The 22750-nt window shown below is 63.4% G+C and carries 19 protein-coding genes; 7 read left to right on the forward strand and 12 right to left on the reverse strand.

The annotated features are described in order from the left end of the window. Nucleotides 1-68: 68 nt before the first annotated feature. From U741_RS0114300 to U741_RS0114310, 3 genes are all read right to left on the reverse strand, one after another. Complete coding sequence (locus tag U741_RS0114300) at nucleotides 69-1430, reverse strand: DUF1329 domain-containing protein (RefSeq protein WP_029891133.1); 1362 nt, start codon at nucleotides 1428-1430, stop codon at nucleotides 69-71. A gap of 71 nt (nucleotides 1431-1501) precedes the next feature. Beyond that, nucleotides 1502-4108 (reverse strand): efflux RND transporter permease subunit, encoded by a 2607-nt coding sequence (locus tag U741_RS0114305; RefSeq protein WP_052378854.1) that lies wholly within the window; start codon nucleotides 4106-4108, stop codon nucleotides 1502-1504. A gap of 164 nt (nucleotides 4109-4272) precedes the next feature. Further along, nucleotides 4273-5679: a fatty acid desaturase gene (locus tag U741_RS0114310; protein ID WP_029891135.1), complete on the reverse strand. Its 1407-nt coding sequence runs from the start codon at nucleotides 5677-5679 to the stop codon at nucleotides 4273-4275. Between the two features lie 89 nt (nucleotides 5680-5768). Here U741_RS0114310 and U741_RS0114315 point away from each other — a divergent pair, with 89 nt between their 5' ends. The 5 genes from U741_RS0114315 (at nucleotide 5769) to U741_RS19035 (ending at nucleotide 10903) form a co-directional block, all read left to right on the forward strand. Then, the gene (locus U741_RS0114315; RefSeq protein ID WP_029891136.1) at nucleotides 5769-6824 is read left to right on the forward strand and encodes an AraC family transcriptional regulator; all 1056 of its coding nucleotides are present in this window, start codon (nucleotides 5769-5771) and stop codon (nucleotides 6822-6824) included. A gap of 215 nt (nucleotides 6825-7039) precedes the next feature. Beyond that, nucleotides 7040-7894, forward strand: coding sequence for a hypothetical protein (locus U741_RS18650; RefSeq protein WP_052378856.1), 855 nt, complete (start codon nucleotides 7040-7042; stop codon nucleotides 7892-7894). 78 nt (nucleotides 7895-7972) lie between these two features. Next, on the forward strand, nucleotides 7973-8905 hold the full coding sequence (locus U741_RS0114325) for a metalloregulator ArsR/SmtB family transcription factor (RefSeq protein WP_052378857.1): 933 nt from the start codon (nucleotides 7973-7975) through the stop codon (nucleotides 8903-8905). 77 nt (nucleotides 8906-8982) lie between these two features. Further along, nucleotides 8983-10074, forward strand: a complete 1092-nt coding sequence (locus tag U741_RS0114330; protein WP_029889557.1) for an IS630 family transposase — start codon at nucleotides 8983-8985, stop codon at nucleotides 10072-10074. A gap of 65 nt (nucleotides 10075-10139) precedes the next feature. Further along, nucleotides 10140-10903 (forward strand): IS5 family transposase gene (locus U741_RS19035; protein WP_152551462.1). Its coding sequence is split into 2 segments (ribosomal slippage): nucleotides 10140-10512 and nucleotides 10512-10903, totalling 765 coding nucleotides; the frame shifts between segments, so codons are not numbered across the junction. Between the two features lie 228 nt (nucleotides 10904-11131). Here the strand turns inward: U741_RS19035 and dnaQ are convergent. Genes dnaQ through U741_RS18655 form a run of 3 tightly spaced genes read right to left on the reverse strand, consistent with a single transcriptional unit; the run spans nucleotide 11132 to nucleotide 13019 of the window. Further along, on the reverse strand, nucleotides 11132-11851 hold the full coding sequence (gene dnaQ / locus U741_RS0114345) for a DNA polymerase III subunit epsilon (protein ID WP_029891140.1): 720 nt from the start codon (nucleotides 11849-11851) through the stop codon (nucleotides 11132-11134). Next, nucleotides 11848-12300, reverse strand: coding sequence for a ribonuclease HI (gene rnhA, locus U741_RS0114350; RefSeq protein ID WP_029891141.1), 453 nt, complete (start codon nucleotides 12298-12300; stop codon nucleotides 11848-11850). The genes dnaQ and rnhA overlap by 4 nt, the downstream gene beginning before the upstream one ends. Then, entirely contained in the window at nucleotides 12297-13019 is a 723-nt protein-coding gene (locus tag U741_RS18655; RefSeq protein WP_152551626.1) for a class I SAM-dependent methyltransferase, read from the reverse strand. Before U741_RS18655 ends, rnhA begins: the two co-directional genes overlap by 4 nt. A 90-nt stretch (nucleotides 13020-13109) precedes the next feature. Here U741_RS18655 and gloB point away from each other — a divergent pair, with 90 nt between their 5' ends. Together gloB and U741_RS0114365 are read left to right on the forward strand one after the other, a co-directional pair. After that, nucleotides 13110-13880, forward strand: a complete 771-nt coding sequence (gloB, locus tag U741_RS0114360) for a hydroxyacylglutathione hydrolase (protein WP_029891143.1) — start codon at nucleotides 13110-13112, stop codon at nucleotides 13878-13880. A gap of 133 nt (nucleotides 13881-14013) precedes the next feature. Next, complete coding sequence (locus U741_RS0114365; protein ID WP_029891144.1) at nucleotides 14014-14253, forward strand: hypothetical protein; 240 nt, start codon at nucleotides 14014-14016, stop codon at nucleotides 14251-14253. Between the two features lie 15 nt (nucleotides 14254-14268). Here U741_RS0114365 and U741_RS0114370 read toward each other — a convergent pair whose 3' ends face one another. The 6 genes from U741_RS0114370 to ppnP form a co-directional block, all read right to left on the reverse strand. Further along, the gene (locus tag U741_RS0114370; RefSeq protein WP_029891145.1) at nucleotides 14269-14985 is read right to left on the reverse strand and encodes an LOG family protein; all 717 of its coding nucleotides are present in this window, start codon (nucleotides 14983-14985) and stop codon (nucleotides 14269-14271) included. A 67-nt stretch (nucleotides 14986-15052) separates the two neighbouring features. Next, nucleotides 15053-16963, reverse strand: coding sequence for an N-acyl-D-amino-acid deacylase family protein (locus tag U741_RS0114375; protein WP_029891146.1), 1911 nt, complete (start codon nucleotides 16961-16963; stop codon nucleotides 15053-15055). A 185-nt stretch (nucleotides 16964-17148) separates the two neighbouring features. After that, nucleotides 17149-18072, reverse strand: coding sequence for a branched-chain amino acid transaminase (locus U741_RS0114380; protein ID WP_029891147.1), 924 nt, complete (start codon nucleotides 18070-18072; stop codon nucleotides 17149-17151). A 75-nt stretch (nucleotides 18073-18147) separates the two neighbouring features. After that, the gene (glnE, locus tag U741_RS0114385; protein ID WP_052378858.1) at nucleotides 18148-20868 is read right to left on the reverse strand and encodes a bifunctional [glutamate--ammonia ligase]-adenylyl-L-tyrosine phosphorylase/[glutamate--ammonia-ligase] adenylyltransferase; all 2721 of its coding nucleotides are present in this window, start codon (nucleotides 20866-20868) and stop codon (nucleotides 18148-18150) included. Then, nucleotides 20865-22340 (reverse strand): amidase, encoded by a 1476-nt coding sequence (locus U741_RS0114390; protein ID WP_029891149.1) that lies wholly within the window; start codon nucleotides 22338-22340, stop codon nucleotides 20865-20867. Before U741_RS0114390 ends, glnE begins: the two co-directional genes overlap by 4 nt. Before the next feature lie 48 nt (nucleotides 22341-22388). After that, the gene (ppnP, locus tag U741_RS0114395; protein ID WP_029891150.1) at nucleotides 22389-22673 is read right to left on the reverse strand and encodes a pyrimidine/purine nucleoside phosphorylase; all 285 of its coding nucleotides are present in this window, start codon (nucleotides 22671-22673) and stop codon (nucleotides 22389-22391) included. Nucleotides 22674-22750 lie beyond the last annotated feature (77 nt).

The following is a 22750-nucleotide window of genomic DNA, read 5'->3' on the forward strand; positions in this document are numbered from 1 at the left end:
CGCAACAAATGTTTTATTTTTTAACCGCCCCACCAGCCTTTCCCGGTGGGGCGTCAAACCCTTCTTGCTTACTTTGAAGCGCGGTTTTGCACCGTGTTGGCTTCAAAGAAGTTATTGGCGTAGGTCACGGTGTTGTCGTAAGGCTGGTCTTCGTTGGCCATAGTGGTCACAAAGTAGCGTCCCGAGTTGAAGTGATAAATCACTTCCGGCTGGGTGGTGTGGGCCAGCACGGCGTAATAGCTCACCAGATGCCCTTCCTGGAACTGCATCAGCTCGCCCTGCTGGTCGTAGTTATCGACACCGAGCACCGTCCAGGTGTCTTCATCGACATAGAACCGGCGCGACTTGAAGGTGTGGCGCTGACCCGGCAGGTTCTCGGCCTCGACCACCCACACACGATGCCGTTCATAGCGCGGCAGTTCGGGGTTGACGTGGTTGGGCTTGGCAATGTCGGCGTACTTGGTGTCCGGACCCGAAATGCGGTTGGCGTTGTAGGGGACATACATCTCCTTCTTGCCCACCAGCTTCCAGCTAAAGCGTTCGAACACACCGTTGTACATATCGACCTGGTCGTAAAACTGGTGACCATCGGTGCCTTCGTACGGGTTGTCGCAGCACACCGCCGGCGCGCGACGAATGCGCTTCAGTGCCGGCGCGTAAAGCCACGCCGAGCGACCTTCAGTCCCGAAGCCGGCCTTTTCATGAACCAAAATGTAGGTGCCGGCGATGCGCGGCGGCGACACCGTTTCGGACAGGTACCGGAGGAATTCGGCGCCTGGCTTCAATTCGTCCGGCGATTCCTTTTCAAGGTTGGCGTAGTTGAAGCCGACGTCCTCGACGATCTTGGTGAGCGTGAACTTGCCATCCTGCTGCACGATCATCTGGTTGTTGTAGCGGCGGACTTCTTCGCCGCGCCATTTGACACGATGGTTCCACAGCGGTTCGTTGCCTTTCTTGGGAATCGGGAAGGGGAACCCGATGAACGCACCCTGCGGGTTGTCGACGCCTTCCAAAGACGCCCGCGTGGCATTCTTTTTCGTTTCTTCGAGGACCTCGTCGGGGAAGGTCGCCAGTCGATGTGACGGGTACACGTTCATCTTGTAGGTGTCGGGGAAGCGGCGCAGCAGCTCCTTGTGACCCTCCATCAGCAGGTCGGCGTGTTCGCCCATGTTCTCCGCCGTGATGGTGAACAACGGCTTCTCATCGTCGATGTCGGGGTTGCTTGGGAACACGCCGCTGAGCTCACCGCGCGCCGCCTGCGGCTTCCACTCAGGAATCGTGCCGTCTTCATTGCCGGCGCGCTCGGCGCCGACTGGCGTCAGGCTTTTGCCCAGCTCGGCCGCTTCTTCGGCGCTGACTTGCGCCATGGCCATGGCCGGAATGGCCAGCAGGGCGCCCAGCGCCCAATGGTGAATTCGTCTCATTTTCATCGTTCAACTCCTCAATGACTAACTCAATCGATGCACCGCAAGACCCTTGCGGCGCGGTTGGTGGGGCCAGGTCAATTCACCTGACCCTTGACATGGGTACCGTCCAAAGCCTCGGGTGGATGCTTGCCCGGCTTGAGCAAGAACGCTGCGAATGCTGGCAGCAACACCGCGGCCGCAATGGCGTTGGCAAAGAACATCAAGGTCAGCAAGATGCCCATGTCGACCTGGAACTGCAGGTTGGAGAACAACCAGGTGCATACCGTCGCCCCCAGCGTCAGCGCGGTGAAGATCACCGCCTTGCCAGTCTGGTGCAGGGTGTTGGCATAGGCCTCGCGCAGCGCCATGCGCTTCTGCAACACGTTCTCTTCAAGCACGCTGTAAATATAGATGCCGTAGTCCACGCCGATGCCGGCGGCAAACGCCGCCACCGCGAGGTTGGAGAACTTGACGCCAATTTCCAGCCAGACCATGACCGCGTAACTGACGATGTGCACCAGCGCCAGCGGCACCATCACGCAGACCAGCGCGGCAAAGCTGCGGAATGACAGGAAGATGCACACGCCGATACCGAGAAACAGCCACAACAGCACCGTGTGCTCGGTCTGCTCGATCACGTCATTGACCGCCGCCATGACACCGACGTTGCCGGTCGCCAATTTGAAGCTCACCGGCGCGTCATCGGGCTGCTCGGCAATGAACCGTTCGATCTCTTCAATGATGTGATCGATGGTTTCGGCCTTGTGATCCTGGGTGAAGATCTGCACCGGCATGGCGCTGCAGTCTTCGTTGAGCAGACCCGTCGAACTCGGGAACGGCTGCACCGTGACCACCAACGCACCGCTCTCACGTGGCAAGGCGTTGAACTTGGGGTTGGACTCGGTGTAGCTGTTGTAGACGATGCGCTGCAGGGTCGGCAATGACAGTGTTGATTGCACCCCGGCGGTGTTCTCCATCCGCCAGGCAAACCGATCCATCAACGAGATGATGTCGTGATTGATGCAGCCGTCGGGCTCGCCTTCGGCCACCACCTTCAGCACATCCACACCGATGGCGAATTCCTGGACGATGCGCGCCGAGTCGAGGTTGTAGCGGGCGTCCGGCCGGAGCTCAGGCACGCCGTCGTGTAACTCGCCAATCTTCAAGTCCTGGGCAACCCACTGGCCATAGCCCCAGAGTCCGGCAGCAATCAGCAGCACGGTCGCGGCCACCGGCTTGCGCGTCACGCCGGCAAGGCCGTGCCAGATCGGCGCCAGGCGTTCGTCGCGCCGCTGCTGGTGGGCCATGAACTTGGCCGGATTCTTCAGGGTCGCAAACGACAGCAGGCAGGGCAGCAAGACCTTCTTGCACAGGACGATGGCCACCAGCCCGAACATGGCGTTGGCCGCCATCTCGCGAATAATGTCGATGGGAATCAGAAAGATCGTGCCGAAGCCGACGAAGTTGGTCGCCAGCGCCGAAATGCCAGGAATCACCAGACGCCGGTAGGTGTTGCGCGCCGCTTCGAATGCGGGGACACCTTCAGCCGACTCGTTGAGCCAGAAATTGGTGATCTGGATGCCGTGCGAGGTGCTGATGGCCAACACGATGAACGGCATCAGAATCGCGAACGGGTCGAGCCCGAAACCAAACAAATGCAGCAGGCCCAGCTCCCAGGTCACCGCAAGCAGACCGCATGCCGTCGGAATCGCCGCCACCTTGAACGAGCCGCAGTACCACGACAGCAGCAGCCAGACGAGGAACACGGTGATGCCGAAGTAGCTGAACACCTCCAGCGCGCTGTCGGCGATGTCACCGACCGCCTTGGTAAAGCCGATGATGTGAACGTCGATGTCAGGGTTGTAGTCGGCATTGTCCGACTCAGTGACCTCGACATCCCAACCGCGAAGCGGATGAATAACCTCGGTGCCGTCCTCAAGCTCTTCAACCGCGTCGATCGACGAGATGGGGAATGACCCGCCGCGCGGATCGGCGTAATCGGTGCGAATGACGGCGCCGGCTTCAAGCGAGCCGACCGCCGACTTGAGCGTAATCTCAAACTTCTTCGGCGACGTGAAACGGCCGCGAATTGCCTCCAACCGGTGTGCCGTAACGATGTAATCGAGGCGCTCGCCCGTGACGGGATGGCGCTCCAACAGCTCGGAGAACACCATGGCGCCGGTCTGATCGTTGGCGATCAGCCTGCCGATGATGCCGGCCTTTTCGACATTGGACTTGACCCGCGCCAGCATTTCGGGGCTGGGGCTGAAGTCAGCCGGCACCACGTTACCGCCCGAAAACCCGCCCTCGACCACTTCGAGATAACGGACATTGGGGGTGAAGATCGAGCTCACCCGCGAACGATCAACCCCTGGCGTGAAGTAAACCGCGTCGGTGAGATCACGCAGGGTCCGCATGAATGACGGGGTGTAAATCTCCCCTTCCTTCTGGGTCAGCGCCACCAGCGTGGTGTTGGCACCGCCGAACTCGCGCTCGTACTGCTTGTAAATCTGAATGTAAGGGTGCTGCAGCGGAATCTGCTTTTCGAAACCCGCATCGATTTTCAGGTGCGTGGCCTGCCACCCCAAGAGCACGGTCACCACCGCGATCACCCCAAGGGTGACGCCGCGACGGTTGAAAATCATGGGCTCGGTGAGGCGAACAAAGGCCTGTGCGAAACGTCCCCGGGTATCCGCTTGCATGCGTGTTAGTTCTCGTCCAGAAAATGCGCGCCGCCAGGTTTTGTACAGACAGCCTGTCGTACGGCAAAAAAGATACAGCGTGATCAGAAACCTCAACCGCCGGGCTGCGCCGGCCGGCAGAGCATAACTAAACGATCAGTCGATTGCTTGCCTCGGCCTGCCGGTCAGGCCGAAGTGACACCCCCCACAACTGCGCGAAAGTCGGGCTTCTCGCGGACCGCACATTGCGGGCAGGTCCAATCCAGCGGGAGTGTTGACCACGCCGTACCGGCCGCAAACCCCTCGTGCGGGTAGCCCAAGGCGTCGTCGTAGATGAAGTAACAGTTGGGGCATTCGTGACGCTTCGCCGCCACCTCTGCGTCGGTATGCACCGGGCGCGCTTCGGCCGAGGTCGTTGCCCCACTGGGCAGCACCCGCCCCCAGCGCCGCAACAAGGCCTCGCGCTTCGGCGGGTGAAGATTGGCGTGCTCAATCTCGCCGCCAAAATGCGTCGCCACGCGCTTGTCCATCAGCCGGAACCACAGCGGCGGCAGGTAGGCGACCATCAGCATCGACGCATACCCCGACGGCAACTTCGGACTCTCTTCGAAATGCCGCAAAGCCTGATAGCGCCGCGTCGGGTTGGCGTGATGGTCCGAGTGCCGCTGCAGTTGGTACAGCGCCAGGTTGGTGACGACGTGGTTGCTGTTCCACGAGTGCCGCGGTGCGCAGCGCTCGTAGCGGCCATTCGGCAGCTTCTTGCGCAGCAGACCGTAGTGCTCAATGTAGTTCACGACCTCAAGCAGGCTGAAACCCCAAATCGCCTGCGCCACCAGAAACAGCAGCGCCCACGGCCCAAGCCAGAGCGTCAACGCGCCGAACAGCACAACCGTCATTGCCCAAGCCTGCAGATTTTCGTTGTCCCACGACCAGACCGACTTGCCATTGCGCGCCAGCCGGTCGCGCTCGATACCCCACGCAGAACGCAGGCTGCCCAGCACCGTGCGCGGCAAAAAGGCCCAGAACGACTCGCCCATGCGCGAGCTCGCGGGGTCCTCCAAGGTCGCGACGTTTTTATGGTGCCCCTTGTTGTGCTCAATGAAAAAGTGCCCGTAAGCCACCGGGGCCAAAGTCACCTTGGCCAGCCAACGTTCCAAGCCGTTGGTTTTGTGCCCCAACTCATGGGCCGTGTTGATACCCACGCCGTTCACGATGGCGCAACTGAACAGCAAGCCGGGCAGTGCCAGCCAGGTCACCCCACCATTCACCGCCCACCACGCGCACAGCACCGTGGTGGCGTACTGCAGCGGAATGTAGGCAGCAACGATAAAGCGGTAATAGCGATCAGCTTCCAGACCCGCCACGGCCGACTCGGGCGCATTGGCGGCGTCTTCGCCAATCCACCAGTCGAGCAACGGAAAGATCACATAAAAGAGGATTGGAAGCGCCCAGAACCACAACACCTGACCTGTGGCCCCACCCAGCAACGGGCCGACCAATCCAACAAGCGGAATCGCCGGGCTGACCAGCCACAGCGCCTTCTTCGGGTCACGCCAGCGCGTTGCGGCGGCCGGAAGCGTTGTCGTATTCATGGGTTTCTCCTTGCACGACCGTTGGGTCACGGTTCACAGGCTGTCACCTTAGGCTTGTGCCCGACCGCAAAACCTGTCATTTACCGACAATGACTGATCATATTCAGACAACTACCGGTGTACTGGAACCTCGCGTCCCGGCGCGCTACTACCTGCGCATGGCCGAGCTGCTGGTCACTCAAGGCGTCGATGTCACCGCGCTGCTGCAGTCGGTGGGCCTGCGCCCGGCCGCGCTACAACTGCCTGATGCAAGCCTGACACTGTCTCAGCTCGAAACGCTGCTGGCGGCGGTGATGACCCTTCGACCTGACAGCGCCCTGCCGTTTCACCTGGGACGCAGCCTCAAGCCCAGCGCCCACAGCTTGGTCGGCTACGGCATGCTCAGCAGTCCGACGGTCGACCATGCGCTGCGTTTTGTGGCGCGTTATTTCAAGCTGGTGATGCCCACCTTCCGCATGCGTTACCGCAGCGGCGGTGGCCGCGCCGAGTTGCTGTTTGAGCCGGTGCAGCCGATGAGCACGCTCAATCTGCACTTTCATCTCGAAGCCATTGCCGTCGCGGCGCATCATGAGGTGCGCGATTTGCTGGCGGCACCGATGCCGCCACACCGGATAAGCCTGTCGATTCCCGAACCGCCACACGTCGCCCTCTACGCAGGGCTGGAGAACGCCCGGTGCCACTTTCTCGCGGGCGAGGCCCCGGCTGTTCGGTTGCAGTTCGAGGCCGACTTCAGTCGGCATGCCCCGGCGATGGCCGATCACAGCGCGCTGCGCGCTGCCGAAGCGCAGTGTCGCATTCTGCTCAGGGGCCAACGCGGCCAGGATGGCGTGGCCAGCTGGACGCGGATGATGTTGCGCGAGGCCCACGGTGGCATTCCGCAGTTGTCCGACCTTGCTCGCACCCTCAACCGCTCGCCGCGAACGCTGGACCGCTACCTACAGCGCGAAGGCCCCGGCTTCCGCGCGATGGCCTTGGCACAGCGCATGGACCGCGCCCGCGACATGTTGATGGCAGGTGACCTCAGCGTCACCGAAATCGCCCTGGAGCTTGGCTACAGCGACGCCAGCAACTTCACCCGCGCCTTTCGCAAGCACTTTGGCGCGCCGCCAAAAAGCCTTCGCGCCGGTCGGCCGAGCCAACAATGAGCCAGCCGCCCCAAGCCTGTGAATCGCCGGGTATTTTTTGACTTTATCCCCAACAGTCTTTACCCTCGCGAAGCACTAAAACCGTCGTTTGTCAAGGCGACTGCATTGGGGCGGGCCCAGGTTCCGCAGTGGCAAGGGAAACCATCGTCATTCGAGGAGCGGGCCCCCGGCGCGCCACCCGTTGTCCTGTTTTATTACCGATTGAGGCACATCACATGGCGACAAAACGCGAAGAGGCTGGCAAGGGTTTACTGGGTGCACTGAGGAAGGCCGTGCAGAAGGGCACTGACCAGGCCAAGTCGCTGACCACGACGCGCAACGCTGCAGTTCCGGCCAAAGGCGGCAAAGCGGCACCCGCCAAAGCCGCGGCCTCATCCGCCACTCGAGAAAAGACCCCACCGCAATCCAAGACGAAAGCCGGCGCACCGGCGAGGGCAAAAGGGATGACCAATCCTACGACGAAGCCGGCGAAAGCCGCGACCGTCGCCAAATCGGCCAAGACCAAGACGGCAGCCAAGCCCGTGAAAGCGGCCAAGCCGGCCCCGGTCAAGGCCGCCTCGAAGCCAGCCAAGCACGTCAAGCCCGCCAAAGTCACACCCGCGGCGCCCGCCGCCGGCAAGGCCAAAACAAACGCCAAACGCGCAACCAAGCCTGCTGCCAAGCCGTCATCACTGGCCAAGCGGGCTTCTGACCGGGTAAGCGACGCCGGCAAGTCGGCCAAGGCCAGCACGCAGAGCGCCGCCAAGCAGGTCAGCACGACCGCCAAGGCGGCCGGCAAAGCCGTCTCCAAGCAGGCGGCGCCGCACGTCGAGCAGGCCAAAAGCAAGGTCAAGCAGGCTGGCAGCGCGGTGCAAAGCGCCGTCAGGGTGCCGCTGTTCAACGGCCATACCAAGGCCCGCGAAATGGCCGACAGCGCACGCATCCGCGTTGGCACCGCCATGCAGGCCATTCGCCCCAATCCGGAGTCGCGCGCGTTCATGGCGACATCGCGCGGCAAGCGTATTGCAAAGGAACAAGCCAAAGCCGAGGCCGCAGCGGCCCGCAAGCCTGACGAGCCGGGCGCTGCTTGACACGCAGCGGCCCCGCGCCGGGGCCGGCGTCAGCCTGTGAATCGCACGGCACGCCGGCCCTGGCGGCACAATGAGCGGATGCCCCTGACCCTCGAACAAAGCACCGCGTTGTGCCAACTGCTCGGTGATGCCAGCCGCCAACGCCTGTTGCTGTTGCTCGAGCAGTTCGAGCTGACCACCGCCGAACTAACCACCGTCACCGGACTGGCACAAAGCCGCGTGTCGACCCACCTCGCGCGACTCAAACGCGCCGGGCTCATCCACGATCAACGCAGCGGCGCTTCAGCGCGCTACAGCGCCACCCAGGACGGGGCAGCGCAGCCCGTTTGGGCGCTGCTGCGCGAGGGGCTGGACGACCCGCAGGCGCTGCTTGATCGCGAACGCGCCGCCGAGTGCATCCTGGCGCGCAAGCACGGCCGGACCTGGGCCGAGTCGGTGGCCGGACGCATGGAGTTGCACTACTCCCCCGGTCGAACCTGGGAGGCCACCGCTCGCGGCCTGATTGGCCTGATCGAACCCGGTCGGGTGCTCGACATCGCCAGCGGTGACGGCGTGCTCGCCGAATTGCTGAGCGAAGAGGCCACGTCAGTCGACTGCGTCGACATCAGTGAAGCCGTGGTGGCGGCCGGCCGAGCCCGACTCGCCCACCATGCCAACGTTCGTTTTCACTGCGCCGACATGCACGATCTACCGTTCGCCGACGCCAGTTTCGACACCGTGTTCGTGATGCACGCGCTGGCCTACAGTCGCATGCCCGCCGAGGTGATCGGCAATGCCTGCCGGGTATTGGCGCCGGGCGGTCGGCTGGTGGTGGTGGCACTCAAATCGCATCAACACGAGGCGGCCATGGCCGCGTTCGACCACCAGAACATGGGCATTGAGCCGGCGGCGCTGCGCAAACTGCTGTCCGCCAACAAGCTCAAGGTCAATGCCTGCCGCGTCACCTCGCGGGAGCTGCGGCCACCGTATTTCGAAGTGGTGACGGCGCTGGCGCTGCGCCCTAAAAGCTAGTGTCCTTTAACAAAAGTTCATAGAACGATTATGAGTGACCGTTGTCCATCTTCCCTGACTTGAGGGAGGATGCGGAGATGACGGGACGCAAACCCATTGGGCTGGAGCTGACACCCACCGAGCAATCGGAGTTGGAGCAGTGGGCTCGTCGTCGCAAGACGCCGTCGGCGGACAAGCAGCGTGCGCAGATCATTCTGGGGTGCAGCCTTGGATTGTCGGGCCGCGAAGTGGGACAGCGCTGCGGGGTGACGACGCAAACCGTGTCGAAGTGGCGGCGGCGTTTTGAGCAGTACCGGATCGCGGGATTGAGCGATGCGCCGCGCACGGGTCGACCGCGCACGATTAACGACGACAAAGTGTCGGAAGTCATTGAGAAGACTTTGCATAGCCGTCCAGCCAAGGCGACGCACTGGTCGACGACTTTGATGGCCGAAGAGACTGCCCTCAATGCCATGGCAGTCAGCCGCATCTGGCGCGCCTTTGGGCTCAAGCCGCACCGGCTGGAAACCTTCAAGTTGTCGACCGATCCGCACTTTGTTGACAAAGTGCACGACATCGTCGGTCTGTATCTGAATCCGCCAGATCGTGCCTTGGTGTTGTGCGTTGATGAAAAAAGCCAGATTCAAGCCCTGAACCGTACCCAACCTGGCTTGCCGTTGCGTTTCGGGTCTGCCGAAACCACGACCCACGACTATGTGCGACACGGCACGACGACCTTGTTCGCAGCGCTGGATATCGCCACCGGCGAAGTCATTGGTCGCTTGCACCGGCGGCATCGCAGTGCGGAGTTCCTGGCGTTCCTGCGCGCACTGGATCGTGAGGTGCCCAAGCACCTCGATATTCATCTCATTCTCGACAATTACGGCACGCACAAAACCGAAGCGGTCCGCGCTTGGTTTGCCGCCAGACCGCGCTATCACCTGCACTTCACCCCGACCTCAGCTTCCTGGCTCAATCTGGTAGAACGCTTTTTCTCGCTGTTGTCACAGCGGTGGATCAAACGTAACGCCCACACCAGTACCAACGACCTTGAGCGATCCATCCGCCACTACCTCAAAACCTACAACCAGGACCCCAAACCCTTCGTATGGCGCAAATCCGCCGATGAAATCATCTCGGCTATCGCCCGCCTCTCTGATCGAATCAATAATAAAGTGAACTTTTGTTAAAGGACACTAGGCTGTGTCGTCACGAGATATGATAAGCGCTCCTTAAGGCCACAACGAGCGATCTTATGAAGGAGTCCTTTCGTCGCCACGATCTTTCGGATCGAGACTGGGCGTTGCTTGAACCCCATCTGCCTGGTCAAGCCGGGCAGTGGGGCGGCGTCGCCAAGAACAATCGCCAGTTCATCAATGCGGTCCTGTGGATTGTGCGGACGGGGGCTCCTTGGCGCGACTTGCCTCCGGCCTACGGCGATTGGAAAAACACGCATCGACGCTTCTGTCGCTGGCGCGATAGCGGCGTGTGGGAAGCCTTGCTCGACCGCTTGATCGACGAGCCTGACTTCGAGTGGTTGATGATTGATGCCAGCCATTGCAAGGTTCACCCTCATGCGGCCGGTGCTCGCGGGGGCAATCAAGGCATCGGTCGTACAAAAGGGGGCTCAACACCAAGATACATCTGGCCGTGGATGCGCATGGTATGCCGGTCCGAATCCTTGCTACAGAAGCTACCCGAGCGGATTGTGTGGAAGCTTCAACCCTGATCCAAGGCTTCAGTGCCGAGCACCTGATCGCTGACAAGGGTTATGACAGCAACACAATCATTGAGCAGGCTCAAGCACAAGGAATGCGGGCGGAAATCCCCCCGCGCAAGAACCGCAAGGTGCTACGCGAATTCGACAAGCACCTGTATCGTCAGCGGCACTTGGTCGAGAATGCGTTCTTGCATCTCAAGCAATGGCGTGGCATCGCCACGCGTTACGCCAAGAACCTGTCCTCTTTCCTCGCCGCTGCCCAGATTCGATGCATGGTCCTTTGGCTCACAATCTCGTGACGACACTGCCTAGGAAAGAGGCGCGAGTTTTGGTCATTCCAAATAAGCGCCGATTGACGCCACATGGCGCGATTTGGGCCGCAACCCGAAGGGCCGGGGCCATTTTGAAGCAGGGTCGTCGTTACTCGGGGGTTTGCGTACACCTGTACGCCGCACCCCTCGCGCCTCGCCCTGCTTCAAAATGACCTCCGGCGCAGACGTGAGACTTGATCAGCGCTCCCCAAGCCCTCAAACGCTGTCTTCAACCCAGCGCAGCGGACCCTTCTTGGCGATGGCCGCCAGCCGCGCGCGGTGCGCAGCCCACTCGGCGTCGCTGGGGGCGATCACCGGCATTGGCCCGTCGGGCAGTGGCCCGAGGTGCTCGAGAAAGCGCGATGCCCCGAAGTTACCCTGCTCGGACACCAGGGCAAGGTCGGATTGGCCCCCGGTCATCGTCAGAAACACGTCGGCCAGCAGCCGCGCGTCGAGCAGCGCGCCGTGAAAATCGCGGCCCGAGTTGTCGACACTGAAGCGCTTGCACAGCGCGTCCAGGCTCACCCTTTGGCCCGGCATCTGTTGCCGCGCCATCGTCAGGGTGTCGGTGACGGTGCAGACCTCGGAGAGCCGGCGCTCGAAGCCGGCCTTGGCAAACTCCGAGTCGAGAAAGCCCATGTCGAACGGCGCGTTGTGAATCAGCAGCTCGGCGCCTTCAAGATAGGCCCAGAGGTCTTTGGCAATCTCGGCGAAGCGCGGCTTGTTGGCCAGAAAATGTGTGGTCAGGCCGTGCACGTCAACCGCACCCTCGTCGATCTCGCGATCAGGGTTCAGGTACTGGTGAAAGTCGTTGCGGGTGAACCGGCGTTTGACCAACTCGATGCAGCCGATCTCAATGATGCGATGGCCCTCGCCCACTTCCAGACCGGTGGTTTCGGTGTCGAGCACGACCTGTCGATGGGCCGGGTGCGTCATCGCGCGCCCTCAAGTCCCCGGTTGGCCAGGGCGTCAGCTGCTTCGTTGCCGGGATCGCCGGCATGGCCTTTCACCCAGCGCCAGTCCATGTGATGTCGCTGGCAGGCGCTGTCGAGCCGCTGCCACAGGTCCTGATTCTTCACCGGCGCGCCGGCCGCGGTCTTCCAGCCACGCCGCTTCCAGCCCGGCAACCATTCGGTCAGGCCTTTCATGACGTAGGTCGAGTCGGTGCACAGCGTGACGGCGCAGCGGTCCTTGAGTGCGTCCAACGCCTCGATGACCGCCATCATTTCCATGCGATTGTTGGTGGTGGCCGTCTCGCCACCGGTGAGTTCGCGGCGGCGATCGCCGTAAATCAGCAGCGCACCCCAGCCGCCGGGGCCTGGATTACCGCGACAGGCGCCGTCGGTGTAGATCAACACCTTCTTTTCAGGCGTGTCGGCGCTCATTGCGGGCGCTGCGGCAGACGTGCGACGGCAGCGCCTTCACCGACCGGCAAGCCGATGGCGGCCCGACCGCGCAGGCGCGGTGATTGCGGCAACCGGTTCATCGGAATCACTCGTTTACGTGCGGTCAAAATGTAAGCGCCCTGCAGGGGCTGTATCAGGCGTCGCAGCCAGGCCCCCTCGCCGTCGCGCAGCGCCGTCAAACCGCGCCAACCCGGCGTGAAGCGCAGGGTGTCGCTGACCTCGAAATCGAGCAACTCCAACCAGTCGCGCAAACGATGCAAAGACGGCGTGCTGCGCAGAACCGGTACCCGCTGCGCGGCCCAGCCCCAGCGCAGCCGCCAGTTCCACGGGCTCCACGGATTGAGCCCGACCACCACCAGGCGGCCGCGGTCATTGAGCAGCCTGTGCGCCTCGCGCACCACTTCACGCGGCGCGCCGCATTGCCCGAGCGTGAATGGCAGCACTACCGCATCGGCATCGGCGTTGCGCAGTGGTAGGGCGGTGAGCTGCGACCAGACGTCGGCATGTGCCGAGCGCGGCGTGCCGATGACCATGGTCGGCATCAGCGCCGCTTCGCGTACGGCGCCGGCCACCTCGGTACCACCAACCTGGACCAACAGGCGGCCGAATAATTCGGGCAGCACCTGGCGCAGGTGTTGTTCGCTCATCTGGTAGAGCCGCTGCAGGCCAGGCAACGACGGCGTGAACAATGTGGCCATGAGATTTCGATCCTTGCGCATGGGTTTCACATGATAAGCGCGGTTGCCGCCGCGATATGCTCGGGGCCGGTTCAATTGACGAGATCGATGATGAGCAGCGCGCATCCCATCCCCATCTTTCAGGACAACTACGTCTGGTGTTGGCCCGCGCCTGACAGCCATACTGCGTGGGTGGTCGACCCCGGCGATGCGGCGCCAGTGCTCGCGCACCTGAAGGCCCACGGTTGGACGCTGGGCGGCATTCTGGTCACGCATTGGCACCCCGACCACATTGGCGGCATTCCTGACTTGCTGGCGGCCATGCCCTGTCCGGTCATCGGTCCGGCGGCCGAGGCGGCCCGCATCCCGACACTGAGCCAAAAGGTGGGTGGCGGTGAGGTCCTCGACCTGCCCATTGGCCGCGCGCAAGTGTTCGACGTGCCCGGCCACACCCTGGGCCACATCGCCTTCTTGATTGACGACTGGCTGTTTTGCGGCGACACGCTGTTTTGCGGCGGCTGCGGGCGATTGTTTGAAGGCACGCCCGAACAGATGCTGGCCTCGCTCAACCGCCTTGCCGAATTACCGCCCACCACACACGTTGCCTGCACCCACGAGTACACCCTGTCGAATCTGCGCTTCGCCGCTGCGGTGGAACCCGACAACGCCGACCTTCAAGCCTTTCGCGTCGACGCCGAGGCGCTGCGCGCACAGGGGAAACCCACCCTGCCCAGCACCCTGGCACGCGAGCGCGCGCTGAACCCGTTTTTGCGCGCCAACCAGCCAACCGTACGCGCCGCGGCAAGCGCAAGAGCGGGCAAGGCGCTGCCATCCGAGGCACAGGTTTTCGCCGAAATCAGGGCCTGGAAGGACCACTTCTGAGGCGTGTGGACGGACGAACCGGGTGATCGATCACGGCCCGGCCGACCACATTTTTGGCCAGGGCTTCCCGAAACTGGAAAACCCTGCTAAATAGCCGCCCGAAAGCTTCAACCGCACCCTCGAACGGACAGTCATGGCCCGCAAACCGAAAAAAGCCGCTGAAAAACCTGCCGCGAAACCGACCGGAAAACCAGCCGAATCCAATGAGGACTATGACGACCTGCCCGACGATGACCTCGACGGCGACGGCGAAGACATCGACATCGACGAACCCACACCTCCGGCCGTCAAGACACGGGACTGGCGCGACGTCGAGCGGCTCAAGGAGGAGCGTCGGCTGCGGGCGCTGATCGACGACGATCTGGATATCTGAGTTGCCGCCGAAGGTTTAGGCGTCCAGCGGCGGTGCCTCCAAGCCGTCGCGCAGCCGCTCGAACGCACTGTCGACGTCGTCCTGAATGCTATAAAGCTGCAGGTCCTCCGGGCTGATCAGCCCCCGGTCCGCCAGCATCTGAAAATTGACCACGCCCTCCCAGAACTCCTTGCCGTAGAGGATGATCGGCATCGGCGCCGACTTGCCGGTTTGGGTCAACGTCAGCAACTCGAACAATTCGTCAAGGGTGCCGAAGCCGCCCGGAAAAATCACCGCCGCGCGCGCCAGCTTCAGAAACCAGAATTTGCGCAGAAAGAAATAGTGAAACTCCACTGCATGATCTTCCTGAACATGCGGATTGACGTGCTGCTCGAACGGCAATGAGATGTTCAAACCAATATTGAGGCTGCGATCAACCCGCGCCGCGCCCTCATGACCCGCCTGCATGATGCCGGGGCCCCCGCCAGTGATGAGGTGAAAACGATCTGCAGCGGCGTGGGTGTCGACCGTCCAGCGCGCCAGACGCTCACCGAGCGCGGCGGCCTCGCGGTAGTAATCGCGCTGGCCGTCAATCGACCGCGTGCGCGCCGAGCCGAAAAAGATCACGCCCTGACGGACGCCGAGTCGGTCAAAACGCTGCTCGGGCTCGGAATACTCGCAGAGGATGCGAATACTCCGAGCCTTTTCACTGTTGAGAAAAACCTCGTTCTTGTATGCCTTGGTGATGGCCATTTCAGCGGCTACCGGAGATCAGGGCGGGCGACCATAGCAGGTCCGTGTGTCTACCCGGCGGGCCGATTCAGGCGGCCAGCTTGACCCCGGCAGCGAGCGGCGTGTGCGCCTTGTGGCGCAGCAACTGGCCGAAGCGCTCATGGCCAAAGCTCGGGACGTAGGCGCCGTTGCCCCACGCGACCTTGCCGTTGATCAGCGTATAGCGGACCACCCCGTCGCTGCGGTTGACCAGTTGGTGATGCGCGAAGGCCTCGCGGTACAGATACTGCACGTTGGCTTCGGAATCATAGGCCGCCAGAGCCTCGGGATCGATCACGGCCAGGTCAGCACGCGCCCCGACCTTGAGCACGCCCACGTCCAGCCCGAAGAGCTCAGCCGGCTCTTCAGTCAGGCGATGCACCGCGTACGCAACCTGCGCCAGGCCCTCCTGTTGGGCGATCTTCAGCATCCTCAGATTGCCGTCGTAAAAGGCCATGTTGGTCAGGTGAGCGCCGCTGTCGTTGAAGCCCGGCAGCAGCAGCGGGTTGAACAACAGGTCGCGCACCACCTTGGGGTCACGGTTGGCGGTGACCGTGGTCCAGCGCAGCGCCGTGTCGAACTCACGCAGCAAGTGCAGGAAAAAATCGGCGTCATCGCAAGGCTTGGGGAAGCGCGCAAAAGCCTCGGCTTCGGCCACCGAAACCGCGCCGGCGCCGCTGCGCTGCCACTGCTGCAGACGGTCGAAGACGGTCTGCATCAGCGTGCCATTCCACTCGGCCTGCGGGCAGCGGTCGATGGTCATGTCGTCGAGCCGCCGCGACAGCACGATGTCTTCGCGCTTCAGCAGGCGCAGCAGATTGGCCAGATTGAAGCCGCGTTTGCCCTTGAACCACATGCGCCGATAAGACTTGACCCACGCCGGGTCGTGGAGGATGGCCATGCGCGCGGCGCGGTCATCGAGGTCACATTCGTTGAGGCGGCGCAGCTCCGGAATCTCTTCCGACAGCGGCGTCACCACGCCGTCGCTCCAGGTCTTGAACGGGGCGGCCAGCGCCTGCAGGCGGAAGTGGCCTTTGATCAACCGGGAATTGAGAATCTTTGACAACAGCAGCCCCAGCTTGACGATGGAGCGGTTGGTCGCAACATCAATTGCCGCAACAGCCGTCACCTTCAGGGCTTTGCCGTGCAGGCGCCCCGAGGTCAGCAAAAAGTTGCGCACCACCGCGAGCTTGTCGTCTTTGGGCGGGGTCGCCTGCCAGACGCGGCCCCAGCGACGTACCACGCCGGTGAGCGCCTTGAGTTCGCTGTAGGGCGCAAATTGGGTGGGAATCTGCTTGTCGGTGTGCGGCTGGTTGGCCAAGAAATGGAACGGTAGCGCGTCGGTTGAAAAGCCGACGTAGCCTTCTTCCATCCCTTTCTCGAGCAAGGCTTTCATCTGCGCCAGCTCGTCGGCCGTGGGGTTGCGGGTGACCGACGCCTTGAGCCCCATCACCTCAATGCGCAACATCGAATGGGGAATCATGGTGACAAAATTCGGCCCCAGCGCAAGCGCATCAAAGTGATCGAGATACGCCGCCGAGGTGGTCCACGTGCATTGATCGGCAACCTTGGCCAGCACCGGCTTGGGCACGTTCTCGACCCGGGCAAAGCAGTCGACGATAGGGTCTTCGCCATTGCGTCGCTGATGGCCGTAAGTCACCCCGAGCGAGCAGTTGGCGGCAATGACCGTGGTCGTGCCATGACGTACCGCCTCGGGCAGACCGGGCTCCAGCTCGACCTCAAGGTCGAAATGGGTGTGCACGTCCAGCAGGCCCGGGATCAGCCACTGGCCCTCAAGGTCCAGCGTCTGTTCGGCGCGCTCGCTCGGCAAGTGGGCATCGATGGCGTCGATAACACCGCCGGCGATCGCAACATCGGTCTTGCGGGCCGGGGCGCCGGTGCCGTCGAAGACCAGCGCGTTCTTCAGCAGCAGGGACCACCGGGGAGACGTTCCGTCCATGTCCAACTCCTGACGCAAATGGTTGAGCGGGTTTCGCGGCCCCATTTTAGGGCCGACTGCGCCGCAACCCGCTAGGAAGATCAACCACTTGGACATCGCGACGCTAGGAAATCGGACCCAGCACGACAGGCCCCCGCTGGGCGCCGTTGGGTCCGATCAACAGCGCCGGCGGACCAGCCGTCCCATTAAATGGCGCTCAGCCAAGAGGCGTAGCGCGGCGCCTTGCCGGTCACCACGTCGAGATACGCCGCCTGCAGCTTGGCGGTGATGGGACCACGGCCGCCATCACCCACCGGCCGGTTGTCGACTTCGCGAATCGGTGTCACTTCAGCCGCCGTGCCGGTAAAGAACGCCTCATCGCAGCAGTAAAGTTCGTCGCGCGTAATGCGACGTTCCTTCACGGTGTAACCGAAGTCTTCGGCCAGGGTCATCACCGTGCGACGGGTGATGCCGTCCAGCGCGCTGGTCACGTCAGGCGTCGAAATCACACCATTGGTGACCACGAAAATGTTCTCGGCGCTGCCCTCGGCAACATAGCCATCGGGATCAAGCATCAGCGCCTCGTCGTAGCCATCCTTGAGCACTTCGTTGAGCGCCATCGACGAGTTCAGGTAATTGGCGTTGGCCTTGGCACGACACATCGACGCGTTGACGTAGTTGCGCGAAAACGAGCTGGTCTTGATGCGGATGCCGCGCTCCATGTTCTCGGCGCCCAGATAGGCGCCCCACTCCCACGCCGCAACGATGACGTGGGTCTTGAGCCCGGTGGCGCGCAGACCCATGCCTTCGGAGCCATAGAACGCCATGGGCCGCAGGTAGGCGCTGGCGAGCTTGTTGGCACGTAGCACCTCTTTCTGCGCCTCGTTAAGTTCGGCAGCGGTGTACGGCATGCCCATGCCAATGATCTTGGCCGAGTTCATCAACCGCTTGGTGTGCTCTTCAAGCCGGAAAATCGCGGTGCCGTCGGGCGTCTGATAGGCGCGAACCCCTTCGAAGCAGCCGACGCCGTAGTGCAGGGAATACGTCAGGACGTGGGTCGTGCACTCGCGCCAGGGCTTGAGTTCACCGTCGAACCAGATGAAGCCGTCGCGATCGGCAAAAGAGGTCATGCGTGTCAATCCTTCAAAGAGTGAGCCGCCGGCTGCGGGCAAGCCGATCATTATAAAGATCGCGACGCCCGAGAGTTACGACGCGTTCACCACCCCGTTAAAGGTCGCCTGCCAAGCCTGCGCAATCACCGCCTGCGGCCCAGTGGCCGTCTCGCGCGACACGCGGGTCCCGACGTTTTCCAACGCCCGGCCATGGGCCAGATCGCGCAATTCACGATAGGCGGCAATCAGGCGCTCCTTGAAGTCGGCCGAGATCACCTGTGCCTCGGACAGCACTTCGAGTTGCCGCCAGTTGTCGGACCACTGCAAGACCGCCGGAACGTTCGCGGCCTCGCGCAGCACCAGGTACTGGGTGATGAACTCGGCATCGGTCAGACCGCCGACACCATGCTTGATGTCCCACTCGGTGTCGTTGCTACGGTCCAGACTCGCGCGCATCTTCTGCCGCATTTCGACGATGGCGCGTGCCAGCTCGGCCTGCTCGCGCGGCTGCGCGAGGGTCTCGGCGCGGATTGCCTGAAACGACGCGGCGAGCCCTGCCGGCCCACACAGAAAGCGCGCGCGGGTCAATGCCTGATGCTCCCAGGTCCACGCCGATTCACGCTGGTAGCGAGCGAACCCCGACAGTGAGATCACCACCAGCCCCGACTGCCCGTTGGGACGAAGCTGCAGGTCGACTTCGTACACCCGACCGGCGGCAGTCCGCGTCGACAGCAGGTTGATCATGCGTTGCGCGCAGCGGGCAAACCAGGTGCTGACGTCGAGTGTGCGCCGGCCGTCAACGGTTTCGGCCTGCGGCTCGTCGGCATCGTGAATGAAGACCAGGTCGAGGTCGGAGCCATAGCCCATCTCGATGCCGCCGAGCTTGCCGTAGCCGATGACCGCCAAGCCGGCAGGGCTGCCGTCGGCCTTGACCGGGCGGCCAAACTCGGCGGTCATGGCACGGGTGACTTGGTCCAGCGCAACTTCCAGCAGGCACTCTGCCAACCAGGTCAGTCGGTCACTGACCTGCACCAGCGGCAGATCTTCGAGCAGGTCGGCGGCCGCCACGCGCAAAGAGATGTCTTTCTGAAAACGTCGTAATGCGTTGTTCAGGCCCTCGGGATCTTCCGGCGGCAGTGTCGAAAGTCGGTCTTCGAGCTCGCGGGCGATATCGTCACGGGTCATCGGCGCTAGCAGCGTGCGCGGGTCCAGCAACTGGTCGAGCAGTGCCGGGCTGCCGGCCAAATACTCACTGAGCCACGGACTCGCCGCCGCCAGCCGCAGCAACTGACGTCGTGCCACGGGCGCGTCGCGCAGCAGGCTGATGTAGGTGCTGCGACCGGTAATGGCCGCAACAATGCTCAGCACGCGGCGCGCGGTGATGCCGGGCTGGTCCACCTTGAGTGCTTCAACCAGCAACTGGCCAACCAGGCAGCGCAGGCGCTCGACGGAGCTGGCGCGCAGCAGGGTCAGATGCCGGTCAGCGGCCAGCGATAAAAGGTCCCGCGCCAGCGGCTCGGCCGGTCGCAACCCAGCATCGTGCAGCGCCTCGGCGGCGGCTTCGGCCTCGATACGGTGATCAAACACCAGGCCCACCAGGCGCATCAGTGGCGAGTCATCAACCTGATCTTCGGCGAACACCTCGGTGAACAGGGCGCGCACCCGCGCCCGCACGGCACGGGTGGTCTCGGCCAGCGTGGCGGCGTCCGCCGCCCCCAGCGGGCCGGCCAGCCGCTGGCGCGCCGCCGGGTCGGCCGGAAAGCGATGGGTCTGCTCGTCGGCCTGCATTTGGATGGCGTTTTCCAGCCGTCGCAGAAACACGTAATCGGCATCGAGCTGGCGGGCGCGGTCGGCCTCCAGCAGCCGCTGCTCGGCCAACAGCGCCAGCGTCGGCCTGAGCTGTGTTGAGCGCAGTCCCGTGTCCTGTCCACCGCGCACCAGCTGAAAACTCTGGACGATGAACTCCACCTCGCGGATGCCGCCAGCCCCGAGCTTGACGTGGTCCTCCAGCCCTTTGCGCGTCACCTCGTCTTCGATCAGTCGCTTGAGCTCGCGCAGACTGTTGATGGCGTCGAAATCGAGATAGCGGCGATAAACGAACGGGGTCAGGTTGGTCAGCAGGCGCCGCCCGGACTGCAGGTCACCGGCGATGGGCCGCGCCTTGATCAGCGCATAGCGCTCCCACTCGCGGCCGTGCACCTGGTAGTAATCCTCGATGGCGGCAAAACTGGCGGCGGCGGCGCCGGCACTGCCAAAGGGGCGCAGCATCCAGTCGACACGGTAAACGAAGCCATCCTCGGTTCGCTCGGCCAGCAGGCGGGTGAAACGCTGCACCACCTTGGCAAAAAAGCTGCCGGCGTCGAGCGTCCGCGCACCGTCGGTCTCGCCGTGTCCGCTGAAGGTGAAAATCAGATCGATATCGCTGGAGAAATTGAGTTCGCGCCCCCCCAGTTTTCCCATGCCGAGAATCATCGGCCGAATGCGCTCGCCGGCGGCATCCAGCGGCCAACCGTGGGCGGCGGCCACCGCCTGCTGGGCAAACGTCAGGGCCAGTTCGCAAGCCTGTTCAGCCAGATCGCTCAGGCCGGCCAGCGTGGTGTCAAGGTCGTCCAGCCCCTCCAGATCCCGCACCGCAAGACGCATTCGCTCGCGCAGCACGTTTTCGCGCAAATAGCGCATCGCGGCCGCCTCATCTTCAGGCGGCGGCTGTGTCCAGTGCAGTTCAGGCGCCGCCAGCACATCGTCGGTGAACCACGCTGGACGTAGCTGCGCCCATTCCGCTAGCCACGGGCTGGCCTGCAGCGCCGGCCTCATGGCAGCGCCCGCCGCTGCGCCCAGGGGTGCGCCGCCTCAAGCTGGGCCGCCAATTGCAACATCACCGCCTCACCGCCGACCGGGCCGTTGAACAAGACGCCGATGGGCAGGCCGTCCGCCGCCTGGTGCAGTGGCACGCTCATCGACGGCGTGCCGGTGAGGTTGGCCAACTGGGTGAAAGGCACCCGCGCCAGCTGCGTGTTGGTCATCTCGTCCACCACGCCGGTTTTCAGCAGCGCACGCCCCAGGTTGCCGGCCAAAAGCGGCTTCACCAGCCATTGCTGCCACGCCGGCATGTCCTGGCTGCCGATGCGCGCCGGTGGCTGGGCCAGGCTGGGGGTCAGGTAAAGGTCATAGTGCTGGTAGAACGCGCCGAGGGCGCGACTGAAGTCGTTCCAGCGCCGCCGCTGTTGCACATAGTCGGCAGCGCTGATGGCCCGACCCAGCAGGGCCAGTACGCGCGTCTCCAGCTCGAAGTCCGCTTCGTCGGCACCTGCCGCCACCGCCTCGGCAACACTGGCGGCAACCTGACCGAAATACAAATGAAAGTAGGCGCGGGCCAGCATCTGACCGTCGATGTCCGGCGCGGCCGCCTCGACGTGATGCCCCAGCGCCACCAGCTGCGCCGCGGTTCGTTCCACCGCCGCACGATGCTCGGCGTGGACCGGGGTGCCCAACGGCGAGTGCTCGCAGAAGGCGATGCGCAGGGGCCCGGGCGGCCTGGCACTTTGCTGCCGAAACGGCGTGGCGCCGGTCGTGAAGGGATACGGCTCGCCCGCTTGCGGCCCGGCCATGACGTCAAGCATGGCGGCCGCGTCACGAACGCTGTTGCTGACGACGCCGTCGGCACTGGCGCCTTCCCAGACCTCGCCCTGCGCCGGGCCCACCGACACCCGGCCACGACCGGGGCGAAAGCCGAACAGGCCGCACATGGCCGCCGGGATGCGAATCGAACCGCCGCCGTCATTGGCACCCGCCATCGGCACGATGCCCGCCGCCACCGCGGCGGCCGAGCCGCCGCTGGAACCGCCCGACGTCAGGTCAAGCTGCCAGGGGTTGCGCGTCGGCCCCCACAGCAGCGGCTCGGTGGTGCCTTTAAGTCCCAGCTCCGGGGTATTGGTCTTGCCAAAAATGACCAGCCCGGCCTTGAGCCATTGCTCGACCATGTGGGCGTGGCGCGACGGCACGTTGTCGCGCAGCGCCCGCGATCCGCAGGCGGTCGGCACGCCGGCGTAGTCTTGGACCAGGTCCTTGATCAGAAACGGCACACCGGCGAAAAGGCCATCAAGCGGCTGCCGGGCGCGCGCCTCCGCCTCGCCAGCCATGTCGACGATGACGGCGTTGATTTGCGGGTTGACCGCCGCCGACCGCGCCCGGGCGAGTGCCAACAATTCGACCGCCGTGGTCTGGCCGCTGGCGACGATTTCGGCAAGGCCTAGGCCGTCCAGCTGTCGGTATTCATCGAAATTCAACGTCAACTCCCTTGGGCGATATTCCGCGTCAGAATTGGCGCCTGAAGGCTACAGAAACTCGCAGAGGTAAGCGGCCGGGCCGCCCACGGCTTCGACGTCGAAGCCGCTGGACGCGGGAATTTCGAAGCAGGTCCCCGCCGGATAGCTCAGCCACTCGTGGCGGCCATCGAGTTTGGCCCGCAACGCGCCGCTGACGACGGTCATGCGTTCGGCGGCCTCGGTGCCGAAGTGGTAACTGCCGGGTTCAATCACGCCGACACTGGCGCGCCGGCCGAGACGCTCAAAGCCGACACTCTGCACCGCACCCTCGAAGTAGACGCTGTGTTTCAACACGCTTGACGCTCCTGATCACACACAAAAAACCCGCCAGCGTCGTCGAGACGCGGGCGGGTGGCCTTGCCACCTGACTC

This window comes from Polycyclovorans algicola TG408, assembly GCF_000711245.1.
GTDB lineage: Bacteria > Pseudomonadota > Gammaproteobacteria > Nevskiales > Nevskiaceae > Polycyclovorans > Polycyclovorans algicola.

Excerpts from the sequence above, each read along its gene's own strand:
- U741_RS0114310 (WP_029891135.1), bottom strand. The coding sequence starts at position 5,679 with ATGAATACGACAACGCTTCCGGCCGCCGCAACGCGCTGGCGTGACCCG.
- dnaQ (WP_029891140.1), bottom strand. The coding sequence starts at position 11,851 with ATGACGCACCCGGCCCATCGACAGGTCGTGCTCGACACCGAAACCACC.
- rnhA (WP_029891141.1), bottom strand. The coding sequence starts at position 12,300 with ATGAGCGCCGACACGCCTGAAAAGAAGGTGTTGATCTACACCGACGGC.
- glnE (WP_052378858.1), bottom strand. The coding sequence starts at position 20,868 with ATGAGGCCGGCGCTGCAGGCCAGCCCGTGGCTAGCGGAATGGGCGCAG.
- U741_RS0114315 (WP_029891136.1), top strand. The coding sequence starts at position 5,769 with ATGACTGATCATATTCAGACAACTACCGGTGTACTGGAACCTCGCGTC.
- U741_RS0114305 (WP_052378854.1), bottom strand. The coding sequence starts at position 4,108 with ATGCAAGCGGATACCCGGGGACGTTTCGCACAGGCCTTTGTTCGCCTC.
- U741_RS0114370 (WP_029891145.1), bottom strand. The coding sequence starts at position 14,985 with ATGGCCATCACCAAGGCATACAAGAACGAGGTTTTTCTCAACAGTGAA.
- U741_RS0114375 (WP_029891146.1), bottom strand. The coding sequence starts at position 16,963 with ATGGACGGAACGTCTCCCCGGTGGTCCCTGCTGCTGAAGAACGCGCTG.
- gloB (WP_029891143.1), top strand. The coding sequence starts at position 13,110 with ATGAGCAGCGCGCATCCCATCCCCATCTTTCAGGACAACTACGTCTGG.
- U741_RS0114330 (WP_029889557.1), top strand. The coding sequence starts at position 8,983 with ATGACGGGACGCAAACCCATTGGGCTGGAGCTGACACCCACCGAGCAA.
- U741_RS18655 (WP_152551626.1), bottom strand. The coding sequence starts at position 13,019 with ATGGCCACATTGTTCACGCCGTCGTTGCCTGGCCTGCAGCGGCTCTAC.
- U741_RS0114300 (WP_029891133.1), bottom strand. The coding sequence starts at position 1,430 with ATGAAAATGAGACGAATTCACCATTGGGCGCTGGGCGCCCTGCTGGCC.
- U741_RS0114365 (WP_029891144.1), top strand. The coding sequence starts at position 14,014 with ATGGCCCGCAAACCGAAAAAAGCCGCTGAAAAACCTGCCGCGAAACCG.
- U741_RS0114325 (WP_052378857.1), top strand. The coding sequence starts at position 7,973 with ATGCCCCTGACCCTCGAACAAAGCACCGCGTTGTGCCAACTGCTCGGT.
- U741_RS0114380 (WP_029891147.1), bottom strand. The coding sequence starts at position 18,072 with ATGACCTCTTTTGCCGATCGCGACGGCTTCATCTGGTTCGACGGTGAA.
- U741_RS18650 (WP_052378856.1), top strand. The coding sequence starts at position 7,040 with ATGGCGACAAAACGCGAAGAGGCTGGCAAGGGTTTACTGGGTGCACTG.